Source organism: Thiomicrorhabdus hydrogeniphila (genome assembly GCF_054656895.1).
Genome location: NZ_BAAHXL010000001.1, coordinates 2,859,353 through 2,885,940, shown reverse-complemented (window position 1 = coordinate 2,885,940; position 26,588 = coordinate 2,859,353). Strand labels below are relative to the sequence as shown.

24 protein-coding genes and 1 pseudogene are annotated in these 26,588 nt (G+C 38.2%); 17 read left to right on the top strand and 8 right to left on the bottom strand.

Annotated features, from left to right (window positions below):
- The first annotated feature begins 58 nt into the window (after positions 1–58).
- A complete protein-coding gene (gorA, locus tag ACYQ0E_RS12990) occupies positions 59–1,414 on the top strand; it encodes a glutathione-disulfide reductase (protein WP_460188651.1) in 1,356 nt (451 codons plus the stop codon).
- A gap of 156 nt (positions 1,415–1,570) precedes the next feature.
- Here gorA and ACYQ0E_RS12985 read toward each other — a convergent pair whose 3' ends face one another.
- Complete coding sequence (locus ACYQ0E_RS12985) at positions 1,571–1,945, bottom strand: PilZ domain-containing protein (RefSeq protein ID WP_460188650.1); 375 nt, start codon at positions 1,943–1,945, stop codon at positions 1,571–1,573.
- Between the two features lie 345 nt (positions 1,946–2,290).
- On the opposite strand from ACYQ0E_RS12985, the gene ACYQ0E_RS12980 reads away from it, so the two are divergent.
- Together ACYQ0E_RS12980 and ACYQ0E_RS12975 are read left to right on the top strand one after the other, a co-directional pair.
- The gene (locus ACYQ0E_RS12980) at positions 2,291–2,821 is read left to right on the top strand and encodes a gamma carbonic anhydrase family protein (RefSeq protein ID WP_460188649.1); all 531 of its coding nucleotides are present in this window, start codon (positions 2,291–2,293) and stop codon (positions 2,819–2,821) included.
- Positions 2,822–2,883: 62 nt separating this feature from the next.
- A complete protein-coding gene (locus tag ACYQ0E_RS12975; RefSeq protein WP_460188648.1) occupies positions 2,884–4,143 on the top strand; it encodes an MgtC/SapB family protein in 1,260 nt (419 codons plus the stop codon).
- Between the two features lie 96 nt (positions 4,144–4,239).
- Here the strand turns inward: ACYQ0E_RS12975 and aroE are convergent, their stop codons facing one another.
- Together aroE and hemB are read right to left on the bottom strand one after the other, a co-directional pair.
- A complete protein-coding gene (aroE, locus tag ACYQ0E_RS12970; protein WP_460188647.1) occupies positions 4,240–5,073 on the bottom strand; it encodes a shikimate dehydrogenase in 834 nt (277 codons plus the stop codon).
- A gap of 51 nt (positions 5,074–5,124) precedes the next feature.
- A complete protein-coding gene (gene hemB / locus ACYQ0E_RS12965; protein WP_460188646.1) occupies positions 5,125–6,129 on the bottom strand; it encodes a porphobilinogen synthase in 1,005 nt (334 codons plus the stop codon).
- A gap of 106 nt (positions 6,130–6,235) precedes the next feature.
- Between hemB and ACYQ0E_RS12960 the strand changes: the two genes are divergently transcribed.
- From ACYQ0E_RS12960 to moaC, 9 genes and pseudogenes are all read left to right on the top strand, one after another.
- The gene (locus ACYQ0E_RS12960; RefSeq protein WP_460188645.1) at positions 6,236–6,685 is read left to right on the top strand and encodes a hypothetical protein; all 450 of its coding nucleotides are present in this window, start codon (positions 6,236–6,238) and stop codon (positions 6,683–6,685) included.
- 254 nt (positions 6,686–6,939) lie between these two features.
- Complete coding sequence (soxC, locus tag ACYQ0E_RS12955; RefSeq protein ID WP_460188644.1) at positions 6,940–8,301, top strand: sulfite dehydrogenase; 1,362 nt, start codon at positions 6,940–6,942, stop codon at positions 8,299–8,301.
- Positions 8,288–9,358, top strand: a complete 1,071-nt coding sequence (locus ACYQ0E_RS12950; protein WP_460188643.1) for a c-type cytochrome — start codon at positions 8,288–8,290, stop codon at positions 9,356–9,358. Before soxC ends, ACYQ0E_RS12950 begins: the two co-directional genes overlap by 14 nt.
- 317 nt (positions 9,359–9,675) lie before the next feature.
- Positions 9,676–10,593, top strand: a pseudogene (locus ACYQ0E_RS12945) (IS256 family transposase, variant Zn-binding type); the annotation flags it as partial.
- A gap of 332 nt (positions 10,594–10,925) precedes the next feature.
- Positions 10,926–11,927 (top strand): GTP 3',8-cyclase MoaA, encoded by a 1,002-nt coding sequence (gene moaA, locus ACYQ0E_RS12940; protein WP_460188642.1) that lies wholly within the window; start codon positions 10,926–10,928, stop codon positions 11,925–11,927.
- Positions 11,928–11,972: 45 nt separating this feature from the next.
- A complete protein-coding gene (gene moaD / locus ACYQ0E_RS12935; protein ID WP_460188641.1) occupies positions 11,973–12,221 on the top strand; it encodes a molybdopterin converting factor subunit 1 in 249 nt (82 codons plus the stop codon).
- Between the two features lie 6 nt (positions 12,222–12,227).
- Positions 12,228–12,698: a molybdopterin synthase catalytic subunit MoaE gene (moaE, locus tag ACYQ0E_RS12930; protein WP_460188640.1), complete on the top strand. Its 471-nt coding sequence runs from the start codon at positions 12,228–12,230 to the stop codon at positions 12,696–12,698.
- 127 nt (positions 12,699–12,825) lie between these two features.
- Positions 12,826–14,031 carry a molybdopterin molybdotransferase MoeA gene (locus ACYQ0E_RS12925; RefSeq protein WP_460188639.1) on the top strand — a complete coding sequence of 402 codons (1,206 nt, stop codon included), beginning with the start codon at positions 12,826–12,828 and terminating at the stop codon, positions 14,029–14,031.
- Between the two features lie 3 nt (positions 14,032–14,034).
- Positions 14,035–14,514 carry a cyclic pyranopterin monophosphate synthase MoaC gene (gene moaC / locus ACYQ0E_RS12920; protein WP_460188638.1) on the top strand — a complete coding sequence of 160 codons (480 nt, stop codon included), beginning with the start codon at positions 14,035–14,037 and terminating at the stop codon, positions 14,512–14,514.
- A 289-nt stretch (positions 14,515–14,803) separates the two neighbouring features.
- Here the strand turns inward: moaC and ACYQ0E_RS12915 are convergent, their stop codons facing one another.
- A complete protein-coding gene (locus tag ACYQ0E_RS12915) occupies positions 14,804–15,907 on the bottom strand; it encodes a GGDEF domain-containing protein (RefSeq protein WP_460188637.1) in 1,104 nt (367 codons plus the stop codon).
- 205 nt (positions 15,908–16,112) lie between these two features.
- Here ACYQ0E_RS12915 and ACYQ0E_RS12910 point away from each other — a divergent pair, with 205 nt between their 5' ends.
- Positions 16,113–16,412, top strand: a complete 300-nt coding sequence (locus tag ACYQ0E_RS12910) for a GIY-YIG nuclease family protein (protein WP_460188636.1) — start codon at positions 16,113–16,115, stop codon at positions 16,410–16,412.
- Positions 16,413–16,533: 121 nt separating this feature from the next.
- Here the strand turns inward: ACYQ0E_RS12910 and ACYQ0E_RS12905 are convergent, their stop codons facing one another.
- Together ACYQ0E_RS12905 and cynS are read right to left on the bottom strand one after the other, a co-directional pair.
- Positions 16,534–18,324, bottom strand: coding sequence for a DEAD/DEAH box helicase (locus ACYQ0E_RS12905; protein WP_460188635.1), 1,791 nt, complete (start codon positions 18,322–18,324; stop codon positions 16,534–16,536).
- 471 nt (positions 18,325–18,795) lie between these two features.
- Positions 18,796–19,239 carry a cyanase gene (gene cynS / locus ACYQ0E_RS12900; protein ID WP_460188634.1) on the bottom strand — a complete coding sequence of 148 codons (444 nt, stop codon included), beginning with the start codon at positions 19,237–19,239 and terminating at the stop codon, positions 18,796–18,798.
- Between the two features lie 343 nt (positions 19,240–19,582).
- Between cynS and ACYQ0E_RS12895 the strand changes: the two genes are divergently transcribed.
- From ACYQ0E_RS12895 to ACYQ0E_RS12885, 3 genes are all read left to right on the top strand, one after another.
- The gene (locus ACYQ0E_RS12895) at positions 19,583–20,122 is read left to right on the top strand and encodes an OsmC family protein (RefSeq protein ID WP_460188633.1); all 540 of its coding nucleotides are present in this window, start codon (positions 19,583–19,585) and stop codon (positions 20,120–20,122) included.
- Positions 20,123–20,183: 61 nt separating this feature from the next.
- Entirely contained in the window at positions 20,184–21,269 is a 1,086-nt protein-coding gene (locus ACYQ0E_RS12890) for an acyl-CoA dehydrogenase family protein (RefSeq protein ID WP_460188632.1), read from the top strand.
- Positions 21,270–21,278: 9 nt separating this feature from the next.
- Complete coding sequence (locus ACYQ0E_RS12885; protein ID WP_460188631.1) at positions 21,279–22,643, top strand: FAD-dependent oxidoreductase; 1,365 nt, start codon at positions 21,279–21,281, stop codon at positions 22,641–22,643.
- A 468-nt stretch (positions 22,644–23,111) separates the two neighbouring features.
- Here ACYQ0E_RS12885 and ACYQ0E_RS12880 read toward each other — a convergent pair whose 3' ends face one another.
- On the bottom strand, positions 23,112–24,863 hold the full coding sequence (locus tag ACYQ0E_RS12880; RefSeq protein ID WP_460188630.1) for a sigma-54 interaction domain-containing protein: 1,752 nt from the start codon (positions 24,861–24,863) through the stop codon (positions 23,112–23,114).
- 105 nt (positions 24,864–24,968) lie between these two features.
- Here ACYQ0E_RS12880 and ACYQ0E_RS12875 point away from each other — a divergent pair, with 105 nt between their 5' ends.
- A complete protein-coding gene (locus tag ACYQ0E_RS12875) occupies positions 24,969–25,184 on the top strand; it encodes a hypothetical protein (protein ID WP_460188629.1) in 216 nt (71 codons plus the stop codon).
- Between the two features lie 66 nt (positions 25,185–25,250).
- Here ACYQ0E_RS12875 and ACYQ0E_RS12870 read toward each other — a convergent pair whose 3' ends face one another.
- Positions 25,251–26,465 carry a hypothetical protein gene (locus ACYQ0E_RS12870; RefSeq protein ID WP_460188628.1) on the bottom strand — a complete coding sequence of 405 codons (1,215 nt, stop codon included), beginning with the start codon at positions 26,463–26,465 and terminating at the stop codon, positions 25,251–25,253.
- Positions 26,466–26,588: the final 123 nt, after the last annotated feature.

The window sequence follows — 26,588 nt, the reverse complement described above, 5'->3', positions numbered from 1 at the left end:
TTGGTATTTAGTACCAAATATATTGATTTAAGTCTCAATTAAGAGCAAAGGATTAACCATGAGTTTTGATTATGATGTAATTGCAATTGGTGCCGGAAGTGGCGGATTGTCAATTGTAGAGCGTGCAGCGGAATACGGTAAAAAATGTGCAGTTGTAGAAGCCAAAAAAATAGGTGGCACTTGTGTAAATATTGGTTGTGTACCTAAAAAAGTAATGTGGTTTGGCGCTCATATTGCCGAAGCGCTGCGTGACGCTCCAGACTTTGGTTTTGATGTTGAGCAAAAAGGCTTTGATTGGGCAACGCTTGTTGAAAAACGTGAACAATACATTAGCAATATCACCAATTGGTATGGTGGCTATATGTCTGATAAAGGTGTGGATGTTTTAACTGGCTGGGGGAGCTTGGTTGATAAAAATACCGTTTCTGTGGATGGCAAAACCTATACCGCAGAAACGATTGTGATTGCCCCAGGCGGTACGCCATTGATTCCTCAAGAAACAGAAAATGCCGATTTAGGTCTGACTTCTGACGGCTTTTTTGCCTTAACGGAACAGCCTAAAAAAGTTGCTGTTGTGGGCAGTGGTTATATTGCTGTTGAATTGGCTGGTGTCTTTCAAGCATTGGGTACGGATACCACATTGATTAGCCGTAAAGATTTAGTTTTACGTGGTTTTGACGATATGATTCGAGAAACATTAACCGATGCGATGCTAGAAAGTGGTATTACTAAAGAGTATCACTTTGCGGTTAAAAAGCTTGAACGTGCAGCAGATGGTACCTTAACCATTTACAGTACAGATGGTCAAAAGATTGAAGGCTTTGATCAAGTTGTTTGGGCGGTAGGTCGTACAACCTTAATTGAGCCATTAGCTTTAGAAAATGCAGGTTTATCAGCCAATGGTAAAGGGTTTATTGATGTTGATGAATATCATAAAACAGCGGTAGATAATATTTATGCCATTGGTGATGTAACAGGCCAACCTCAATTAACACCGGTTGCTATTCGTGCAGGTCGTTACTTGGCTGAGCGTTTATATAATAATAAGCCTGACTTAACGTTAGATTTAAGTTCAGTGCCAACGGTTATTTTCTCTCACCCTCCTGTTGGAACGGTAGGTTTGGCCGAGCATGATGCAAGAAAAGAATACGGTCACGATAACGTTAAAGTTTATGTTTCTAGCTTTACGCCAATGCGTTATGCGTTTACTAAACACCAGATTAAAACGGCTTTAAAATTAGTGGTTGCTGGTGAAGACGAAAAGGTCGTTGGTATTCACATTGTAGGTGATGGTGCAGATGAGATGTTGCAAGGGTTTGCTGTTGCAGTACAAATGGGAGCCACTAAAGCGGATTTAGATGCCACCATTGCAATACACCCATCAAGCTCAGAAGAGTTAGTAACCATGCGTTAAGTCTTTAACGTAAGTTATACAACTTAATAGAAAAACAAAGGTCGTTTATCTTGTGTAAACGGCCTTTTTTTGTACAAAAAAATCAAGATACAGATTTACCAGGCCTGGTAAATATAAAGGTAAGATTGTGATGTAAACTCACGCGTGATTTAAAGTCTAAATTGATTCTGTAGGTTGTTTAACCGTTTCAAAAAACTTTTTGTACTCTAAAGATTGTTTGTAAATACTGCCACCAATATAGTATTCAAAATCTACTTCTCTACAAGACTGTACATTTATTTTTAAGTTAACGGGTACCATGGTGTTCATGGATTTGCGTTCAAAATTAATTTCGACTTGTTCATCTGTATTTATGGGAACAGCAGATAAAAAACCAATACCGCTAGATGAAAGGTTGATAATTGTGGTGTAAATTGTATGACCTTTTTTAATCAAAATTGAGGGTAGGTGTGCAGGTAGTCGCTCTTCACGGCGACGATTGACGAACTCCTGGTTTGACTTTTTAGGCTGTAATAAGCTTGGCTTTGTCATTTGAATAGAACTCATCTTAATAGAAATTGAATTTTTAAAGTTTAGCAAACTCCGTAATTAATAAAACTGTGTATAATTACGTAACTTTAAGTTATTGTATTACAACCTGTTTTAAATCAAGTATTTAAGTGTATAAAAGGTGCTATTTTTATTGGGCTTTTTATTTAAAAGAGAAAGGTGTTTATTTATCTGTATTGGTTTTTTTATGTAGCTAATGGCACAAAATAGATGTTTAACTCGTTAAGTTACCGAGTTCAGAATAGAATGTTTTTGGTCTGGAAAAATAAGCGATTAAGATATAATCGTAACAAGATCTTATATTAGATATTAATGGAGAATACGAGCATGGCGATTAGAAAATATAAGTCATTCATTCCAAAAGTTGCGCAAACGGCTTGGGTTGATGAGAGTGCCGTTGTGATTGGTAAATGTGTATTGGGTGAAGAGGTCAGTGTATGGCCAAATGCGACATTACGCGGTGATGTGAACGATATTACGATTGGTAATCGCTCAAATATTCAAGATGGTACGGTTGTACATACCACGCATGAAAGTGAGACATCAAAAGGATCAAAGTGCATTGTGGGTAAAGACGTGACTGTTGGCCATAATGTGGTTTTGCATGGCTGTGTTCTTGAAGACGAATGTTTAATAGGTATGGGGTCAGTAGTACTAGATAATGCTGTTGTGCAAAGTCATGTTTTGGTGGGGGCTAACAGCCTAGTCCCGCCTGGAAAAGTGTTAGAAAGTGGTTATCTTTATGTGGGGTCACCCGTAAAACAAGTTCGCCCATTAACGGAAAAAGAGATCGCCTTTTTTAAATATTCAGCTCAGCACTATGTAAAGTTAAAAAATGATTATAAATGTGATGAATAATGGCATTTTTGTTATTCATTGAACGGTATTTAAATTAAGGTCTTATTCTTTATGGACACACTATGATTACACTGCAGCATGAGCTTTGGGCACAGTTAGTTTTAATATTATTATTTAGTTTCTTAACGGGCTCAGAGTTAAAAGGTTACCAATACAAATTTCATGCCGCTACTCAAGAGCTCTTTTTGGGTACAGTAAGAACCATGACCTTAACGGGATTAATGGGCAGTGTGTTTTACTTGGTGAATGAGTGGCTTTATTTACTTGGATTTGCGGCCTTGTCCGTACTGTTTTCTTTGTTGTATTGGCAAAGGTTAAAAGCACAAAATAGCAGTCTATTAACCTTTTTAGTCTGGGCGCTAACCTATAGTTATGCACCGCTAGTGATGACACAACCTCTGTGGCTGGCCTCTGCGGTTTTTGTGGTGATTGTTTTGTTATTAAATTCAAAACAGCTGTTAGCAGATTGGGCAGAAAAAGTATCAAATGAAGAGCTAAATACTTTAGCTAAACTTGTGTTGTTAAGCGTTGTTATATTGCCATTATTACCCCAAGAGAATATTAATCACTGGATTCCTGTTTCACCGTTTAAAATTTGGTTAGCGGTGGTTGTGGTATCGTCTGTTTCTTATTTGGGATATGTCTCACAAAAGTTCTTTGTAAAAGATCAAGGGCTGTTGATTACGGGCGTTTTAGGTGGGATTTATTCTTCAACGGCGACAACCGTTGTTTTGGCAAAAAAGTCGAATGACTACCCTAGGCTAAGTTACAAAATGACAGGCGCCATTATATCGGCCACGGGTTTAATGTATATTCGACTGTGGATTATTGCCGCTCTATTTATGTGGGATGTTGCAATGGAGCTTTTGCCGTTTATGGCGGGGCTAAGTGTTTTTGCATTTGTTCTGGCGTTTATTTATATTCAGGTAGAAAAACGTAATGGTGAACATAAAAGCGTGGATACAAGCAGTGTACAAAATCCATTAGAGCTCAAAGTGGCCTTTATTTTTGCTGGCTTATTTGTGTTAATGGCTGTGGTGACAGAATTTGTTATGAATAACTATGGCGATACAGGGGTGCGGTATTTTTCTGCTTTGGTTGGTTTTACCGATATTGACCCGTTTGTTTTGTCTATTTTAAATGGTCATTTTAATGTGCAAACGAACGTGGTTGCGGGGGCGATTTTAATTGCAGCAGGTTCAAATAATTTGCTTAAAGCCACTTATGCATTGGTGTGGTCAGAGCCAAAAGCTGGACGTTATTCCGCTTTTTGGTTGGTAGTTTTGGGTGTGGTAAGTATTGCAGTTGGTTGGCAGCTTTAATAAAGTTAAAGCAAATATTGCAGACAATAATACGAAATAACCTGGCCTGATAAAGTTGAAAATACCAGGCCTGGTAAATTGTTTTAAGAAAGGGTTTTAAGCAAGGCTATCTCTAACATATTGAATAATACTCGCCGTTTCTGGTTTTACCCCTCGCCAAATGTAAAATGCCTCGGCCGCTTGGCCTACCAGCATGCCTAAACCGTCCATGGTTTGACAAGTTGGTTGAGCTTGTTTAGCCCAGTCCATAAATACGGTTGGTTTTGCGCCGTACATCATGTCATATACCAAACTATTTTCACCAACCACATCCGTGGTAATAGGCGGTAACTTGCCTTCTAAACTGGCTGAGGTTCCGTTAATAATAATATCAAAAGGTTGTGCAGGAATATCTTCCCAACCACTTGCTGTAATAGGTGTAGACGCTTCAAAACGATCGCCAAGCACTTGTGCTCTTTTCTCTGTACGATTGGCAATATGTACCAGGCCTGGTAATTTTGCCAAAAGCGGTTCTAAAATGCCTTGAACAGCGCCACCAGCACCTAAAATTAACACGCGTTTGTCTTTAAATGCGCATTTTCCGTTGATTTCAATGTCATTTACTAAGCCAATACCATCGGTGTTATCGCCTAGGGTTTTGCCTTCACTTGTAAAGTCAAAGGTATTTACTGCGTGAGCGGTTTTGGCTCTTTCGGTAAGTTCATCGGCATATTCAAAAGCATCAAGTTTAAAAGGCACAGTGATATTGATACCTTTGTAGCCACGGTTTTTTAAATCTGCCATTGTCCATTCAAATGTGGTTTCTTCTGAATCGATTAAAATCGCCTCATAAACCAAATCTTGCTGCGTTTGTTCAGCAAATAAACGATGAATTATTGGCGATTTTGAGTGTGCAATAGGATTACCCACAACGGCATATTTATCTGTCATAGTTTTAAACCTTATTCCCTTATTTTGACCTTAATTTATGCTAATTTGAGCTTATTTCGCTTCATTTAACCAAATAGCAACTAACTTAGCGTAGTAGGTCAAAATGCCATCTGCACCAGCGCGTTTACAACTTAATAAGGTTTCTAAAACTACGGGTTTCTCATCAAGCCAACCGTTTTGAGTAGCGGCTTTTAACATGGCGTATTCACCACTGACGTGATACACATAGGTTGGCACTTTAAATTCATTTTTAATGTCACGCACAATATCTAAATACGGAATGCCTGGTTTAACCATGACCATGTCTGCACCTTCATTTAAGTCTAAAGAGACTTCGTGCAGAGCTTCGTTACGGTTTGCCGGATCCATTTGATAGGTGTATTTATTTCCAGAACCTAAGTTACCCGATGAACCGACCGCGTCACGGAATGGGCCATAAAAAGAAGAAGCGTATTTGGCAGAATAAGCCATAATACGGGTATTAATGTATCCATGATCTTCTAGTAATTCACGAATTTCTACAATACGACCATCCATCATATCTGATGGCCCAATTACGTCAGCTCCCGCTTCGGCATGCGATAGAGCTTGCTGCATTAAGGCATCAACCGTGTCATCATTTAGCACATAACCGTTTTCATCAATAATGCCGTCCTGACCATGTGTGGTAAAGGGGTCTAAAGCCACATCCGTCATAATGCCAAGTTCTGGACAAGCTGCTTTTACCGCACGTACTGCTCTTTGTGCCAAGCCTTCTGGGTTATAAGCTTCTTCAGCAGTCAATGTTTTTACTTCAGTAGGTGTAACAGGAAAAAGGGCAATCATGGGAATCCCTAAAGCATAAATCTCTTTGGCTTCTGCAACCAAAAGGTCTATACTCAGTCGCTCAACTCCTGGCATCGATTTTACAGGTTCGCGGCTGTTGTGGCCTTCAATAACGAACATAGGCAAAATTAAGTCATTGGTTGTCAATACGTTTTCACGCATTAAACGACGAGAAAACTCATCTTTACGCATGCGACGCATTCGGGTAATGGGGAATTGGCGATCAATCATAATAGTTACCTCTTTAAATAGTGTCAGATAAATAGAATCAGCGAGAATGGTTATAAACTGTATCGAATGATACTCGTCACAGCGTTAAAAATAAAGGAGCAGAATTGTGGAAGATTTGATGGAGTATATGTTTTTTGATGAAATCTTAGCAAAACGTTTTCAAACCTACTGTGAAGGCTTGGGGGTAAAAACAGAATTTGATCAAGATGTTACTCATACCGATGATGATTCATTTACCATCAAAATAGCGGGTAATTTAGATGACGATTTGACAGAAAAAATAGAAGATGAGTATGGTGAGATGTTGTTTGGTGAACAAGCCGCACAAGTAGAAGGTAATGATGGTGCTGGAGCAATTGCTGATGCTTGTGGTGTGCAGGTTCAACTCAGTAGCGGACAATATACAACCGTTGCTATTCATCCAGAGATAATGAATAAAATATTATCCGTACTTTCAATTGATGAATTACAACAATTTTTAAGTCAAGTGGCTGAAGATATTGAAGTCCCAAAAATGGGCCCAATATGTTCAAGAAAAGATTTACCCACTATATAGTGTGTATTTAGTACTGTAAAAGAGACTTCATAGATATCAGGCGTGTCCCTTATAAAAAATTTATATAAGAGAATCCTAATTTTTGTGTTGTTTAGGCTTGCAGTGCGCGGTTTTAAAATTTATTATACCGAGTTAGCAATAACTGTATTAGCCCTGGTTGGTATATTCAACTAATTGGCAATCAGGCTATTTGGATAATTTAAACTCTTGAATCTGGGGTGTTACTGTTTAGTAGGGCCATCAAGGAGCAATAAATGACAGATCAAATCGTAGAAAAGGTTGCAGTTCAGACTGAAGAAAGTCGCAACCAAGGTCGTCGTGCCTTTTTAAAAGGTAGTGCGGCTGTAGCTGGTGGAGTGATGTTCACTAAAGCAGCTAGTGCAGCAGAAGGTGCTGGTTATGATGCTAAAAAAGCAGTAGCCCCTTATGCTGGTGAGAAAGAAATTACAGAGGTATTACAAGACGGAGCGGCTCGTAAGTCACTTGGTTTTGGTGTTCGTAAATACCCATATGGTATGCCTTCTCCTTTTGAAAAAGAAGTTCAACGTCGTACTTTAGAATGGTTAACACCAGACTCTATGGCTTCGATTACTATGACTCCTATTCAAAGTCTAAATGGTATTATCACTCCTAACGGTCTTCACTTTGAACGTTACCACGGTGGTGTACCAACAATCGATCCTGAAGAGCATCGTTTAGTTATTCATGGTCTTGTTGAACAGCCATTAATCTTTACTATGGAAGACCTTAAGCGTTTCCCATCAGTATCACGTATTCACTTTATCGAATGTCCTGCTAACGGTGCATTAGAGTGGAAAGGTGTTCAGTTGAACTCTGTTCAGTGGACTCACGGTATGATGTCTTGTGTTGAATACACTGGTGTACTTCTATCTGACCTATTGAAAGAAGCGGGTATCAAACCAGAAGGTAAGTGGATTATTCCTGAAGGTGCTGATGCATCTGGTATGTCACGTTCTATTCCTCTTGATATGGCAATGGATGACTGTTACGTAGCTTACGCACAAAACGGTGAAGCACTTCGTCGTGAACAAGGTTACCCAATTCGTTTGGTTGTACCTGGTTGTGAAGCAAACATGTGGGTTAAATACCTACGTCGTGTACAAGTTCATGATGTTCCTTTACAGCACCGTGAAGAGACTTCTAAATATACTGAACTTATGCCTGATGGAACTGCACAGCGTTTCTCATGGTACATGGAAGCTAACTCAGTAATTACATATCCATCACCAGACTTTAAAATGCAAGGCCCAGGTAAATACTATCTACGTGGTTTAGCTTGGTCAGGTCGCGGTAAAGTTGCTCACGTTGACATCTCTGTTGACGGTGGTAAAAACTGGAAAGAAGCACATTTCACATCTGTTGTTCTAGACAAAGCTTGGACTCGTTTTGAGCTTGAATGGGATTGGGATGGTTCTGAAGCGTTCCTAATGAGTCGTGTTACTGATGAAACGGGTTATGTTCAGCCTGCTATGCCGCAAATGCGTGCACTAGAAGGTACGAACAACGTTTATCACCGTACAGCTATGGTTACATGGCGTGTACACGCATGGGAAAATGGTCAAAGCGGAGGCTTAGTAGAAAATGTTCAGTACTAAAAAAACGTTGGTTGTAGCTACTGTTACAGCATTATTCTCAGGTTCTGTTCTTGCTATGTCTGGAAACTCAGACAGCAACTCGGCGTCTGGCGAGAAAATTAATGGCAAATATGCCGCAAACTATAAGCAAATTATTGAAGATGCTGACGGTAAATATTTAGATTCTAAAGTTATCGAAGCCATTCTTGGTAAAGAAGCTACTTACGGTCGTGAAGGTCTTGAAGGTAAGTTAGATCCTGCTAACCCATATTCTTTTGAAGTTGACGACAGTATCGATGGTGGTAACCATGGTAATGCTCAGTGTAAAATTCCTGCGGCATTTGTCGATGTTCATGAAGCTGCTCACAAAAACTTCTATGACGATTCTAAATTTGTTGCCAAAGGATTTGGTAAGCCAATTGCAGAAGAAGCTTTAGCTAAATGGAATATCATGGTTGATGGTGACGGTAACGGTCTTCCTGATCCTAAAGTTGGTATGACTGTAGAAGAAGGTGGTAAGGTTTACGTTCAATTCTGTGCTATGTGTCACGGTGAGTTTGGTGAAGGTGCCAAAGGTTATCTACCACTAGCGGTTGATGAAAACTTAATTACATCTAGTTACACAGATCCTGCTCCTATGAAGACTGTAGGTAACTACTGGCCTTATGCAACGACTTTGTTTGACTACATTCGTCGTACAATGCCTTTCTGGACTCCAAATGCTCCGTTTATCGGTGACGCTGGATACATGGGTATGGTTGGTTATATCTTACAATCTAACTATGTTCCAATGGATGACGAAGGTACTGAGTTAGAAGATGATACTTTCTTCAACTCTGAAGTGCTTATGAAAATGAATAAGTACATGAAGAACCAAGGTAACTTCTTCTGTGATCACCGTCCTGTTGTACACAACGAACGCTGCATGACAAACTGTCCTGACGCTGAAGTTGGTAACGGTAAAGGTGATATTCATAAATATCGTCAAGCGCGTAAACTTCCTGACGGAACTCCTCAGTATAACGTTCCACAACGTATGCATGAAGATCCTCCAGGTGTTGGTCACGCTGGAATGTAATTTTAAGCGGCTGAAAGGTCGCTTAGCACCGCAATTTCTGCGTTAGAATCTAGTTACTGACATGTGTCAGCTTCTAAATTCTGCTTTGAACTTACGGCACTAATCGACATTTCATCGTGCTTAAATAAGCATTTAAAACCCGCGATTACTTAGGTAATCGCGGGTTTTTTTATGTCTAAAGAAAAGTTGACAGAATTAAAATTTAGAGTTAATGAAAAAAATAGGGGTCTGTTTTTAGATGTAACCTGTTTAAAATAAAGGGTTTTTAGGTAAAGTTTTAAAATGAGTTTTAAAAGTTTGCGAAAAAATGCCCTAAATGCACCTCAAATAGAACCAAAAAGGCAGGCAAGCGTAACGGTATCCAGCGTTACTTTTGTCACGTCTGCCAATCAAAATTCCAGCTCAAACGAAAGCCTAAAAAACACATCGATAAAGTCTTTAAGGAATACTTCTATCAAAGACAGACACTTCAATGTTTAGCCGATAAATACAAAGTAAGCATCCCCACTATTCGGTCATGGATTTCACAATATACCCCAACAAAAGCAACCGCAATTCCAAGTGACATCATCCTCATTGCAGATGCTACTTTTTTTGGTAAACGCATCGATAAGTTTGGCGTACTTGTGTTTAAAGATGCCATCACATCTAAGGTACTCTGCTGGCGTTATATTCAAACAGAAACAATTCAAGATTACATCGTTTTAAAACAAGAATTAGAGGATCAAGGATTCAATATAAATGGTGTCGTACTGGATGGACGAAGAGGCTTAATTCAAGCGTTTGAAGGAATTCCTGTTCAATTATGTTTATTCCACATACAAGCGACTATTACACGTTATTTAACAAAAAATCCCAAGCTAATGCCTGCAAAAGATTTAAAAGAAATCGCTGGATATATTCAATATGTTGACGAAGATTTATTTAAAGAAATGTTGGAAGAATGGTTTTCAAAACACGAAGCATTTTTAAAAGAAAAAACATTTCATGAGCATTCAAATCGATGGAGTTATAAACATCGCAGAGTAAGGTCCGCTTATCGAAGTTTGAAAACAAATATAGCATTTATATTTACTTATCAAAAACGCAAACGGCTTCAAATCCCAACCACCACAAATGGACTTGATGGCGGGGTATTATCACCATTAAAAAACTTACTTAGTGCGCATAAAGGAATGAATTTTGAGTTAAGAAAAAAGCTGATAGATGACTTTCTAAATACCTTACAAAAATAATGGTATCAGACCCCCGTTTTTTTCATTAACTCAAAATTTACCAGGCCTGGTATGCCCTTTGGATATTCATACTTTCTAAGGATAGAGTAAATAATATATTTGAATTAGGTCATGTTCAGTGAAATTAAGCGGCAAAAAGCGATATGTACTTAATTTGATTAGGATAATTAATACCAGCGAGTAATAATTTTAATAACAAATCATTGAATTCTAATATGTATTACGTGTAAAATGCGTTATCCCTTCTTGGCTATATCGCTAATTGAAATACTTCTGACTACTTTTGAAGTTTATAGGGAAAACAAAGGGCTTGTTACAACAAGAAAGATACTATGCGTAAAGAATTAATTGATCCATTTAATAGAAAAATTGAATACCTTCGAGTTTCAGTAACGGATAAATGTAATTACCGTTGTGGTTACTGTATGCCTGAACAAGGGGTTCATCCTGACGGTACCCATACAGAGTATCTTTCATATGATGAATTAGCACGTATTATTAAAGCCTTTGTTAAATTAGGGGTTGCCAAGGTACGCTTAACTGGTGGCGAGCCACTGGTACGCAAAAACCTTTCTAGTTTAGTAGAACAAATCAGTCAATATGATGGGCTTGAAGAGATTGCTCTATCAACTAACGCTCATCATTTAGGGCGTGAAGCTGATGCGCTTCATAAAGCGGGTATTACACGTTGTAATATCTCAATTGACTCTTTGAAGGTGGATCGTTTTCATAAAATTACACGTGGTGGCGATTTAGTTAAAGTGCTTGCAGGTGTTGATAAAGCTCTTGAAATTGGAATGAAACCAGTCAAATTCAATATGGTCGTGATGAAAGGGACCAATGATGACGAAATTGAAGCGATGGTCGATTACGGTTTACAAAAAGACGTAGAAGTTCGTTTTATTGAAACCATGCCAATAGGCCCAGCTGGTGTAAGCATGATGGATCAGCATTATCCGGCAGAAAAAATTTTAGCACGTGTTAAAAAACACGTTGGAACAGATTTAATTCCCTCTACGGGTAAAACGCATGATGGGCCATCCCGTAATTTTTTAATTGCCGGAACCAATACCAAAATAGGGGTTATTTCAGCGGTATCGCAGCATTTTTGTGAAACTTGTAACCGTGTACGTTTAACGGCTAAGGGTGTTTTGGCATTATGTTTAGGCCAAGAAGATTCTGTTGATTTAAGAACGCCTCTTCGCGAGGGTGTAACAGACGAACAGTTAGAGCAAATTATTATTGATGCTATGCTTAAAAAGCCTGAAAAGCACTTTTTTAATGAAAATGTACACAATATTGAATTTAGACAAATGGTTCAACTTGGCGGTTAACTTTAACGAACACATAGATAACGCTAATTTGTATAGGATAGAAAAATGGTAAACGTATTATATTTTGCAAGTTTTAGAGAAATGTTAGGCAAGGCTGATGAGCAAATTAAAGCCGATTACAGTACCGTAGGTGCTTTAATAGAAGACCTTTCAGCGCGTGGTGAAAACTGGCAGCAAGCTTTACTGCATAATCAAAATTTACAGATTGCAGTGAATCATGATATTGCACAAAGAGAAACTTCAATTAAGGCTGGTGATGAAGTGGCCTTTTTTCCTCCCGTTACAGGTGGTTAAATTTCTGTGAATGCATTTCCATTTATAAAAATACAAAAAGAAGATTTTGATCTAACGACTGAAATTGCAGCTCTACGTGCAGGCCATAAAAATATTGGTGCTGTAGTCAGTTTTGTGGGTACGGTTAGAGATATTAATGAAGGTGATGAGGTTAGTGTACTTGAATTAGAACATTATCCAGGTATGACTGAAAAGGCCTTAGAAAAAATACGTTTAGAAGCTCATGAGCGTTGGCAGTTAGAGTCGAGTTTAATTATTCACAGAATTGGTAAAATGAACCCAACTGACCAAATTGTATTGGTTGCTGTCTCCAGTCGCCATAGAGAAAATGCCTTTTACGCATCACACTTTATTATGGATTACCTTAAAACCAATGCGCCATTTTGGAAAAAAGAAACTTTACCAGGTGGTGATGAGCGTTGGGTGGATGCAAGAGTGAGTGATAAAGAAGCTGAAAATCGATGGGTAAAACCATAAATTTTTGTTTTATTTAACACCGTTATTTAGCCGTTTATCTTCTGTTTTGTTTATTACCACAACCATTGCATTACCAATAAGCTTTAAACCTACAATACCTGCCTGTTGACAATTTTGAGAATAGAATATGAAAACCTTTGATGAAGCACTGCATTATCTTCTAACAAAAGCCGTTACCACCGAACAAACTGAAATTATTCCTATTGCCAATGCTTTTGGGCGTATTTTAGCTGAACCAATTAAATCACCTGTTAATGTCCCACCACATAACAACAGTATGATGGATGGCTATGCATTACATGGCTTTGATTTAGAGCATATTATTACGTTTGAGGTCAGTCAGCGTATACCAGCAGGTAGTACTCCAGCACCGTTAAAAACGGGAACAGTTGCAAGAATTTTTACTGGAGCTCCTATCCCTGAAGGTGCCAATATGGTGATTATGCAGGAAGAGACGGAACAAGTAGGTGAAAATAAAATCCGTATTAATGCAACCAAAACAAAAGCCAAACAAAATATTAGAATGGTTGGTGAAGACATTGCTAAAGGGGCTACTATCCTTAAGCCTGGACAAAAACTGCGCGCACAAGAATTGGGTTTAATTTCTTCAGTGGGTTTTGGAGAGGTTAAAGTTTATAAACCTTTAACTATAGCAACGTTTACAACAGGCGATGAGTTGCTAGAACCAGGTCAAGCTCCGCAAGCAGGTAAAATTTATAATTCAAACCGTTATGTGCTAAATGGCTTGGTAACACAGTTAGGTTTTAAGCTTATTGATTTAGGGCGAGTTGAAGATACTTTAGAGTCGACTATCGCTGCAATGGAAAAGGCAGCGGATCTTGCTGATGTGGTTGTTACCACTGGAGGCGCATCAGTAGGGGAAGAAGACCATATTAAACCTGCTATAGAACAGCTAGGCAGTTTGGATATGTGGAAAGTAAAAATGAAGCCAGGTAAGCCGATTGCCTATGGTGATATTCAAGGTACACCTTTTATTGGTTTACCTGGCAATCCTGTTTCTGCCTTTGCTACCTTTAACTTATTTGCCCGTCCTTATTTATTAAAAATGCAAGGTGCAAACGTACTTAAGGCCAAGCCAATTTGGTTAGAAGCAAACTTTGATTGGTTAAAACCGAATTTTAGGCGAGAGTTTGCGCGCGCACGATTAGTCAATAAAAATCAAATTAGCGTGGTTGAAGTATATCCGCAACAAGGTTCTGGTGTTTTAACATCAACCGTTTGGGCTGATGGTTTTGTGGTGATTCCGGAAGATACAAAAATTCATAAAGGGGATAAAGTCGCTTTTTACCCTTTTAATCCAGTGGACGAATAAATCATGTCAGAAAATGTATTAACGCACTTAGATGAAAAAGGTCAAGCTCGTATGGTTGATGTAAGTGCTAAAGCACATACAGAGCGTTCTGCAACTGCAACCGCCACCATTTTTATGCAACCCGAAACCTTAACTATGATTGTAGAAGGTAAGCATAAAAAGGGCGATGTAATGGCCACGGCACGTATTGCAGGCATTATGGCGGCTAAACGTACACCAGATTTAATTCCAATGTGTCACCCGTTAATGATTACTTCAGTAAAAGTAGAGCTTACGCCAGACCTAGAAAAAAACTGTGTCGTCATAGAAGCCACTTGTAAAACGGTTGGGCAAACGGGTATTGAGATAGAAGCATTAACCTCGGCTTCTACAGCGGCTTTAACATTATATGATATGTGCAAGGCGGTTGATCGTGGCATGGTGATTGATCAAGTTAAACTACTTGAGAAAATCGGCGGAAAATCTGGTCATTGGCAACGGTAAGAAATTTTGGGTAAACTCATTTTATGCGTGATAAACCAAAATGTTTAACCGCAAAGATAGGTAAAGTTCTAAAATCTAATTCCGGTTGTATTTGAGGGAAGAACTGGTCTATTGTCACTGTTTATTGCACTTATAGCTTTATAAAGAAAGTGTTTCTGATACGTACATTAAAAGTGTATGAATTATCTTTATCCACTTGTTATTACCCATTTTTAAAATATTTATGCGTTTGTGGTTAGTCTGTTGCCAAACGAGATGATTAATCACAAGACATGGATGCCAAGGCTTGTTAACAGTCATTGTTGCTAATAGAAAGTACCGGCTGGGAATTTTTAAAAAGATGTTTTTCTTCATACATTTTTTTATCCGCTATGCGAATGACTTCTTCTGCCGATGGGTATTCATCAGGGCCTGCTTGCATAAATCCCACACTAATTGTTAAATCAGGTTCTTGTTGTTGAATCTCTTTAATTAAGCGCTGACTATAAATCTCGCACGCCTGTTTTTCCGTACAATTTGGTAATACAATGCAAAATTCATCGCCTCCATGGCGAAAACATTGGTCATTGTCTCTAGAAACTCTATTAATTGCGTTTGCAACAATGCGTAAGATTTCATCCCCTCGGTGGTGACCTTCATTATCATTAATGAGTTTAAAGTTATTAATGTCTAAATAGGCAACTGAAACAGGTTCTAGTCTACGTTGTGAAGCTCGTAGAGTTTTGGTTAATATTTGATTCAAATGACGAACATTAAGTAGCCCCGTTAAAGCATCAGTGCGAGAAACCATTTCTAGCTGCATAGTTCGTTCTTTTACTTTTTTCTCTAGTTCAATGGCATACTCTTCAGACTTTAATTTTGAACTTTCAATTTCAGAGATTAAGCTTCGAATGTAGGTATCAAACACTAAGGAAACATCAAACATAAATAATTTTTCTAAAGCCGACTGTATTTGTATAGATTTTTCTGGTTGGTCTTTAAAGAGTGTTTCGATGAGTTGCATGAGTAGTGTTTTAAGTTGATGTACAGCAGAGAGATATAATTTGGGTTCAACCCCAATGCGTTTATGAATCATTCCTATACGAAGGCGATTGTTAACGTATTCTATATCGTATATACCGCTAAATAAATCGATAATATATTGGTGTTGTGCGCCACGTAAACGTTCAAGAGTATCTGCATCTCCTATTAAGAGAGCAATTTCAGGAACGCTGGTTTGTAGGTCATAGAACTGTTTTACCAGGTGGTCAATTTCTCGTTCAATGAGTGGTTTTGCAAAACTAAGAATTTCCTTATCTTCAAAAGTGATATTGAACAATGCTTTTCTGTTGTTGATTTCAAGATCCGTTATACGCATCTGTTCAAGTAAGGTTTGATCTGTTCTATTATTCATTAATATTCTCGTGGTTTACGATTTGAAAATGTTGAAGTAGCCAGTCAGATAAGTATATTAGTGATTTAATTTTAGCCATTTTTAACCGTGGCGTGACTCGTGCAAAGATCTCATTAATTATAGTAAATGATTTTTTAAGTTCATTATTAATTATTATACGATATCTAAAAAATGTAAATATTATTGTTGAGCTGGAAGGTGTTTAATGAAAAATCCAATAAATTTAATTCAAGTTGAATCGCAAGGTGAATCAGATTTATGGTCAGTTTATTTATTACGCTGTGCAGATAATAGCTTGTATTGTGGTGTCACTACGAATTTAACCAAACGCTTGCGCCAACACAATGGTGAACTGGTGGGTGGGGCAAAATATACTAAGGTTCGCCAGCCTTGCAAATTGGTTTATTTTGAACATGCAAAAGATCGGAGTGAGGCTTGTAAGCGAGAGTATGAGATTAAGCAATTGCCTAAAAAAACGAAAGAACAATTAATATGTTGTGATTAGGGTAACTTTACCAGGCCTGGTAAACTAAGATTATATGCTTGATTTTATAAGAGTATAGACCATAAAAAACCCGCTTTAATGAGGGTTTTTTATGGTTAACTTAAATGAACGAAACGGTAGTCTAGCCACGTTTTGGCGCGCGACGAGGTTTACCTTTGTCTTTTCCTGCTCCGCCAGCTGGCTTATTGCGTGAAAGACGTTTACGTGGTTCACCCGCTCCGCCAGTAACTTCACGAATTTTAAGCTGTTGCCCACATACCCAAGCTTTACTTAAATCTTCTTTAGCCGCTTTTGGCATGTCTGAAGGTAAATCAACGGTGCTGTAACTATCTTCAATATTTAACTGGCGAATAAATTCGCTGTCTAAGCCCGCTTCATTGGCAATACATCCAACAATATTACCAGGACGAACACCATGTTGCGTTCCCACTTCAATACGGAAGCGAGTCATGCCTTCATCTGGTGTTGCAGAACGCTCACGACGTGGTTTGCGTTCTGAACGCCCACCACGATCACCACCACGGTCAGAACGACCACGACCGCCACGATCTTTGTCACCGCTATTACGTTCAGCACGAGGCTCACGAATAGGTTTGTCTGACATAAAGAACGGGATATCACCTTGTAATAAGCGCGCTAAACCAGCTGCAATCTCTACGGCAGGGATGTTTTTATCGCTTTCAATCTGTTCAATCATTTCTTGATAGAACGCAGTATCTTCTAACTGAGTTGCATCAATGATTCGTGATTTGAATTTCTCTACACGACTGTCGTTAATGTCTTGCGTTGATGGCAAGTGCATTTCTGGAATTTTGCTTTTAGTGGTACGTTCAATTGAACTAAGTAAACGGCGTTCACGTGGGGTAACAAATAATATTGCTGTACCACTACGACCTGCACGACCAGTACGACCAATACGGTGAACATAAGATTCATTATCTTGTGGAATGTCGTAGTTAAATACGTGACTAATACGAGGAACATCAAGACCACGAGCAACCACGTCTGTTGCTACTAAGATATCTAATTTACCTTTTTTAAGTTGGTCAACAATACGTTCACGTTGGTTCTGTGCAATATCACCGTTAAGGGCTGCGGCTGCATAACCACGAGCTTCTAAGCGTTCTGCTAAATCAACGGTGGCTGTTTTAGTGCGAACAAAGATAATTGAACCATCAATCTCTTCTTCAGCTTCTAAAATACGGGTTAAGGCATCAAGCTTATGACCACCACTGACTAATAGATATTTTTGTGAAATGGTTGTTGCGGTTGCTGTCTGTTGCTTAATAATCACTTCAGTTGGATTATTTAAGTAGTTACTGGCAATACGGTGAACTTCTTTCGGCATGGTTGCTGAAAATAATGCAATTTGACGAGTAGAAGGTGTTTGCTGAAGAATCCATTCAACATCGTCAATGAATCCCATACGTAGCATTTCATCAGCTTCATCTAAAACTAATAGTTTTAGGTTATTTAGTTTTAATGTGCCCTTACGGATATGATCCATAACACGACCAGGTGTACCAACCACTACGTGAACACCGCGGTTTAAAGCGCGAATTTGTGTACCATAGTCTGAACCACCATAAATAGGTAAAACGTGAAAGCCTTTCATGTGTTTTGCAAAACCTTGAAATGCTTCGGCTACCTGAATCGCTAATTCACGAGTCGGCGCTAATACTAAAATTTGGGGATCTTTTTGTTTAATGTCAGCTTGGGTTAATGCAGGTAAAGCAAAAGCGGCTGTTTTACCAGTACCAGTTTGTGCCATACCTAAAATGTCGTTACCAGTCATTAAAGCAGGAATCGCTTGAGCCTGAATTGGAGATGGCGTTTCATAACCAATATCTGTAATGGCTTGAAGTACTTCTGGTTTTAGGTTTAAGTCTTTGAAAGTTATATCAACAGTCATCGGGGGTGTCCTTTCTCATTTTGAGAAGTGTGTGCCCGTGAATAAATAAGCGTTTTTCAAGTCGATAGCAACTCAGCCATATACAAAATTATGTAATCTGTTGGCTTAAGGTAAAACTATTAACGAAAGGTTTGAATCGTTATTCTGGGGCAAATTGCTTTAGGGAAAATACCCTACTAGAGCACCTTTGCATCAGAATAATCAGATCGCTTGGTATAAGTAACAAGCGTAGGCAAATGGCTCTTTGAAGCATGATTTTTCTAAAGCAAACAAGTAGTTATGTGTGCCAAATCATTGCGAGTGCGCGGATTTTACTAAAAAGTAGGTGATAATGCAAATTAACGATGATATTAATTTTTTTGATGAAGAATACTTAGGAGGGTAAATGAAGAGAACCAAAACTCTGCGAGGAGAGAAATAAACAGAGTTTTGGTATAGGACTAACCTAATGGTTGTTAAAAATACTGGCTACTACCAAGATTTATAGGCTAAAAATTTACCATTCATGGTTACTTTTACACGATCGCCAGCTGGATTTTCTTCTTTATCAATATCCATTGTAAAGTCAATGGCACTCATGATTCCGTCACCAAACTTTTCATTAATCAATTCTTTCATTGTTGGGCCATAAACGCCAACGATTTCATATAAACGATAAATTAACGGATCTGTTGGGATAACTTGATCCCAAGTTTTAGTAGGAAACGCTTTAAGGGCATCTGCTACTTCTTTACCAAGACCTAAAAATTCAGCTAGTTTTTCTGCTGGTTGTGGATCAAGGTGATTCATTCCTAGGCAAGCAGAGGTTGTATAAACTTCACTTAATCCTGCTGCGGCTGCGATATCAGACCACCCTACTGATTTTTCACTCTTAGCTAGAATAATCGCTTCTGTCATTTGTACTTTAGTCATCATTATGCTGTTCTCCAATATTATTTGAGATATAAAAACAATGTCCATAATGCAATGAATGTGCCAGTTATTTTAACTTATTGAATTGTAAGTGTTATTTTAAAAATCTTACAATTTAATACAAAACCTTTAGTTACAAAATGTAACAAAGTTGGATAATTTGTAACCAATTGTTAACAAAGTATTTCAAATGTAATAGTTGGTTTAACTTTCTGTGTTAATAAAATGGTTTAACTAATTGAAGTTAAAAGAAATATTAATTTATGGCACTTTAAAAGCTATGTAAGGTTAACTTTTCGAATTACCGAAAACTTAATTAAATTAATAATACTTTTAGGAGAATCTCATGACTGATGTCGTTATCCCATCTTGCTTACGTCCAATTGATATGGAAGGCCTTGGAAAACTTGGTGATGCAGGTAAAGCTGCGCCAGATACTATTAAAACCCTTAAGAGCAGAACGGTTCTAGAAGGTCAGTTTAAAAATTATAACTACATTCGTAATTTAGAGCCTGTTGTTGTAGATGAGCCACCAGTTTTATTAGGTGAAGATACAGCTCCTAACCCTTCAGAAATGGCGCTACTTTCTTTAGGTTCTTGTTTGTCAGTTGGTGTGCAAGCAAATGCTTCAAACCGTGGTATTGCATTAACTAAGTTAGAAGTTGCCCTAGAAGGTGATATTAATATCACTGCTGTATGGGGTACGGGTGACTTAGATCCTAATAAAAAATTAGGTGTAACAGAAGTAAGAGCGATGTTTACTATTGAATCTCCAGGTACACCTAAAGAGGTTCTTGAAGAATTGGTTGCTCATGCAATGAAATGGTCTCCAGTAGCAAACACCTATTTGAACGCGGTAACTATGTCTGGGAAATTAGTAGACTAAATTTTTACCAGGCCTGGTGATTTGGTTTTACCAGGCCTGGTAAATTAAAGGAGCAAAACTCATGATTAATCAAATTGTAAAAGATCATTTAAAACCTTTAACGCTTTCAATTGACCACGGTACCTATACAACTGAAGTGCTTGAGAAGTTAGGAAAAGCAGGTGCCTTTCGTCACCATATTCCTTCTCAAAATAATGGCGAATTAAACTTATTTGGCACGATTGCAGATATGGCTACGGTTTCTGAAGAGTGTATGTCAACAGGTTTTATGATGTGGGCGCATACAGTATGTGCTTGGTATATTGAAAACTCTGAAAACGAATGGCTTAAAAGTGACATTTTACCCAAAATGGTAGATGGCGATTTATATGGTGCCACTTCGCTTTCAAACCCAATGAAACATTTTGCTGGGATTGAAGAAATTAAGATTACGGCTGAAGAAACTGAAGACGGCTATATTCTTAACGGAACTTTACCTTGGGTTTCAAACTTACTAGAAGGTTCAAGTAAACATTTCTTTGGTTCAATTTTTACAGTACACGACAAACACGGTGAACCAGATAGAGATGCAATGGCAATCATTCCTTGCGACCTTGAAGGTTTAACGATGAAGCAATTAGTTGAATTTGTTGGTATGGAAGGAACGGGAACATATGCACTGATTTTTGACAATGCATTTTTGCCAAAGAAATATTTATTAGCAGACCCAGTTCAGCCTTTATTACAGAAAATTAAAGCCGGTTTTATCTTATTACAAACAGGTATGGCCGCGGGTGTTATTCAGGGTGCGATTAATGATATGAATAAATCAAACCTAACACTGTCAGAGATAAATGAATACTTAGACGATTCACCAGAAGAGATGCAAGAAGAGTTGGAAGATGCATTGGAATTTATTGAAGCTTTGTGTGAAGACCCTTTTACCAAAGGTGAAGAGTATATTAAATCGGTTTTAGAAGCTAGATTATTAGGCTCAGAGATTTGTAAACGTGCAGCAGATTCAGTTATGCAACATGCTGGTGCTAAAGGTTATATTGTTGATGCGGTTGCCCATCGTAAACAACGTGAAGCCTATTTTGTAATTATTGTTACCCCTTCAATTAAGCATTTACGTAAAGAAATTGCTCGTATTGAAGAAGCGGCTTAGGAGAAGATGATGAGCAAGCCATTTCAGAAATATATTTGTAGAACTTGTGGATTAATTTATGACGAGGAGTTTGGTGATGAGGATTCTGGTCTAGCTCCGGGAACACGTTTTGAAGATATTCCTGATGATTGGTATTGCCCATTGTGTTTAGTCAGTAAGGATGATTTTGTGCTGGTTGATACCACAAAGAAAAAATCTTCTGAAGACCAACCAAAACGTAAAGTCAGTAATAAAGCCGATATTTTAATTATTGGTTCAGGTTACGCAGGGTGGCAAGCAGCAGAAGCTATTCGTAAAGAAAACGCCGATGCTGTGATAACACTTCTTACAGCCGATGATGGAACGGTTTATCCAAAACCCGCATTATCTATGGCCTTAAGTCAAAACCGTACGCCAGATGATTTGCCAGAAGCAACAGCAAATGAAAAAGCTGCAGAATTAAACTTAGGTGTAAAAGTCAGAACCAAAGTTATGTCTATTAATAATAAACGTAAAAAGGTAATGACTACTACGGGTAGTTTTAGTTATGACAAGTTAATCTTAGCCACGGGTGCTAAAGCATTAATGCCAAAAGTTGGTGGTGATGCAGGGCATGAAATGGTGACAATTAATGATCTTGCGGCGTACAAAAAGTTTTATAAAACCTTACAAGGGATTAAGAAGCTAACGTTGATTGGTGGCGGTTTAATTGCCACAGAATTAGCAGAAGATTTAAGATCATTTGGTGTTGAAGTCGATATGATTGTGCGTGGTTCTCATTTAATGAGTCAAATAATGCCTGAAGCGATTTCAAATAACCTTGAAAGTAAACTGCATGACCGTGGTGTAAATTTGATTTTTAACTCTGAAATTAAAGAGATGAATAAAACTGAAACAGGTTATGTATTAAAAACAGATCAAGGCGAAACCTATGAAACCGATTTAGTCTTAGCCGCAATTGGTTTGTCGCCAAATATTGAACTTGCTAAAAAAGCCAAATTAGAAACCAATCTAGGTATTTGCATTAATGAACATTGCCAAACCAGTGATCCTGACGTTTTTGCCATTGGTGACTGTGCTGAGTTAGAAGGTGTTGTTCAGGCTTATTTAGAGCCTATCAGACGACAAGTAAAAGCATTAGCTTCACATATTTACGGAGATGCAAAATCTAACTTTGATTCATTACCAACGTTAATTAAAACCAAAACGCCAAGTTTATCTATTATGTTAAGCCCTCCATTACATGCTACACATGGACATTGGGAAATGAATGATAGCTCGGGTGATAATCAACGATTGCTCTATACAATTGATGGTGATGTTTCAGGATTTGCTTTAAGTGGAGAGTTTGTTACCTCTGCTAATAAAATGTACCAAGAGTTGTATGCAAGTTAGTTTTTAAGTTAAAACGTATTGGATATGACAAAAAAAGGCTCTAAATTAAAGAGCCTTTTTTATGAATAAAATTTTTATTTTAGAGTGTACAAAAAGTGTTTTAGGGAGATAACTCTGTGCAGGCTTTATGTGATTTTGCACTGTAGACATTGAGAAGCCTTGTTGTGTTAATGAACTTGCCCAAATAAAGTAACTAAACAAAGAGTACGACTGAAAATCTAAGAGAATCTTGCAACTTACTGAGACAGGTTAGTGTGGTCATCCGACATTGTTTATATCTTCAAATTGTATTAATCGATCTTTGCACTAAGTCTTTTGCATCATTTACCCCAACGAGGAAGCTATTTCTCAATGCATGGACTATAAACACAAAGTTTTTATAGTTAATGGTTTTTAACGAAAAACACTTGTGATAAACAATAATCCATTTTCAATCTATACATTCAGATGAAATCTAATGTTTACAAATTAGCGATCAAGCCCCAGCTTTTTTAAGCGGTAACTAAATTGGCGAGGTGTCATGTTTAATAGCATTGCTGCTCTGGTTTTATTACCCCGCGCCATTTCTAGCGCTTGTTGCAAGCGTTCAGTTTCATTTTCAGATACGCGCCAGTAGGTACGTTTTTCAGCTTCAGCAGAATTAACGGTATCAACAAACTCTAATGGTGGGTAAGGATCAATACGATTAGGCACCTGTTCAGTTGGTGCGGGTGCTGTATTGTTTGGAGCTGTAACAGGTGCTGAGTGGTTGGGAGTAGCATTTTGAGGAATAGCTGTACTTTGTTGCCAGCGATCAGCATAGGCCGTTGGTTGTTGCACTAATGCAGGTGTTTCTTGTTGTGTGCCACCTCTAATAATACCGCTCTCTTCAGAAATGATTCGGTTAATTAGATTAGCAGAAATAAGACGGTTATTATCGGCTAATAATACGGCACGTTTCACCACGTTTTCAAGTTGACGAATATTACCAGGCCAGTCATAACGCTCTAAAAATGCAAGCGTTTCAGGGTCAAAGATTGCACTGGTTGAGTACTCTTGGTTTGCATGGTTTAAAAAGTGTCTTGCCAATAAACGCACGTCACCTTCACGCTCTCTTAAAGCAGGGAGTTCAATTGGAAAAACGTTTAAACGATAAAATAAATCCAGTCTAAAGGTTCCATTATTTACGGCAACATGAAGGTCTTTATGTGAGGCTACAATAATACGAACATCAATAGGAATAGGTTTAGTTGCCCCTACTCGTGTAATAGTGCGGTCTTCTAAAACGCGTAATAATTTAGTTTGTAAGGCTAAATCCATGTCACCAATTTCATCTAAAAACAGCGTACCATGATTGGCCAATTCCATTTTTCCAGGTTTGGTTTGTATGGCACCTGTAAAAGCGCCTTTTTCATGACCAAACAGCTCTGATTCTAATAACTCTTCAGGAATGGCGGCACAGTTAATGGCAATAAAAGGACCATCTTGGCGGCGAGAGGCGAGGTGAAGCATGCGAGAAAAACGTTCTTTACCTGTTCCCGATTCACCTTGTAGCATAACGGTAACAGAGGTATTTGTTGCACGACTGACTTTATTTAAGGCTGACATTAAAGCAGGACTTTCGCCAATAATGCCATATTGACTTCCTTGTCCTAACGCCATCGAACGAAGTTGTTCATTCTCTTCTTTTAAGATTTGAGTTTGTCTTTCAATCATGGCGTGTACAGACAAAATTTCACTAATGAATAAGGCAATGAGTTTAAGCAGGCCTAAATCTTTGTCTAATGAACGTTTGGGGTTTGCCATACGGTTTACAGCGAGTACCCCGATAACCGTGTTATTTCGGGTGATGGGTGTTGCAATATAGGATACTTTGCCTTCTGGCAGAATATCTCGATCAACCGTTCTAAACAGGTAATCATCTTCGTTATCAATATCTGAAACAATGGTCGGTGTACCTGTGTACATAACTTTTCCAGATATGCCTTCACTCATCGCAAAACGACTACGTTTTATTTCCTCTGGCGTTAAACCATAAGAATAAGCGGTATGCAAAAATCCAGTATCGCCATCTTGTAATAAAATACGGCCGCGATTTAAGCCCATTTGTCTTGATATAAGACTCAGAATGGTACGAATCGCTTTATCTGGATCGTAGGAGTTCTCTATTTGTTCAGCGGCTTCTTTTATAACGAGATATTCTAAATGACTGGCAATATCTAAATGTTCAACATCTTTCACGGAGTTACCTGTATTTACAGTCTTGTATGATTTTTGTTTAAAAGGGTAAGATGGCTTCATAGTATCACTTTGTTATATTAAGCTAAAGACAGAAAGGGACGAATTATGGGGATTTCTTGTTCTATTTATGACCAATTAGAAATTGCATCGATGCATCAACAATTAGTACGTTTAGTGTTCAGTGCCCAAAAATCTGAGCCATTTTCAGTAGAGGGTGTTATTGATAATTTATTTGCAAAAGAATCTAAAGAATATGTCTCAATTAAAGGTGGTAAAACATATTGTTTAGATCAACTGATGAGTATTGAGCCCATCAATTAGTTTTGGATTTTTGACTTACACGCAACCATTAAGTGACGTGTAAGCCAGCGTTGTAAACGTTAAGGTTTAAAATTTGATGCTAGTCCAAACCCATAGTTTTGATGTATCAGTAGCATAAGTATCTGCTGAATAATCGGCATATTTAAGACCCACTAAATAGTTTTTACCGAATTTCTTAGCGGCTAATAAGTTGACCTCAGAACCATAGTTATCACTGTTTTTATCTGACTTATAATCATGGTAAGCAGCGGCTAATTTAATGCCTGAAACTTTAGTGCCCAAAGTTGCATAAGTATCGACTAAACCATTAAGAGGGGTTGATAAAAACTTATCTGCCCAACCGTTATAAAGGTGTAAGGTTGCAAGAGGTGTTTGGAAAGACGATGTACCATCACCACCTAATTTTTCTTGTGCAATAGTGGCATTAAAGCCTTTAAATTTGCCGCCTAATTTGAAGTGATAGTAGTCTCCACCTGTATTGCTTGGCGCATCTTCGTACTTTGATTGGTCTGCATATTCTGCAAAATAGGTTAAATTAAAGCTTTCAGATAAGGCTGTTGAACCTTTGATTCTTGCACCTAGTGTTTGGCTGTCAGCAGTACTATTAAGTTTATCTATAAAATAACCATAACCTGTAATGGTTGCACCAGGAATCACTTTAATATCCGCTTGTAATGCGTGTGTTGCCATTGGTACTTGTGTTCCAAGAGGCGTGTCTTGTTCTGCAATATAAGCATAGTCAAATGAGACAGTATCAAACTCTTTGATTGTGGCATGAAAACCATTGTAAACCTGCTCAGTTTGTCTCCATCCTACGTTTCCTAAAAAGCGGTTATCCATAATGATGCGCTGTTTACCCACTTTAAAGTTTGATTTTGAAATGCTGTAACTTAACCAAGCTTGGTTTAAACGAGTAACGGCTGGGTCTAAGACAACGCCTTTTGCATTCGTATCGGCATCTGGACCAGCTGCTACATGATAATCATCACGGCTACCAATTGATTCTGTTCCACTCATTTCTACAAAGGCATTAAACCCTTTAAAATCGCCAGTTTTATAGCCGATACGAGTTCTTTCTGTAAATGCAGAACCGTTGCTTGAGCCATCTTGGTCAACCGACTCATAACGAACAGTGATATCAACGTTTGTTTTACCGCCAGTTAAGGCTTCCGTAAAGTTATCACCCGCATTGGCAAGGCTAGGGGCAAGTAAACAGCTTGATAGTGCTAATGCAAGTGGCGTTAAAGCGGGAGTTTTGTTTAAAGACATTTTCGTTGTCATGGTGTTTCCTTAGTTTTAAATTTTAGTTAGGACGCTTTAAAAAGCAGGCCTTATTTAGTTGTTTCAACGCCGTTGTTGTTCGTTTGTTTGCTCGTTTTTTCTTAAATTAAAGACCGCGAGCGT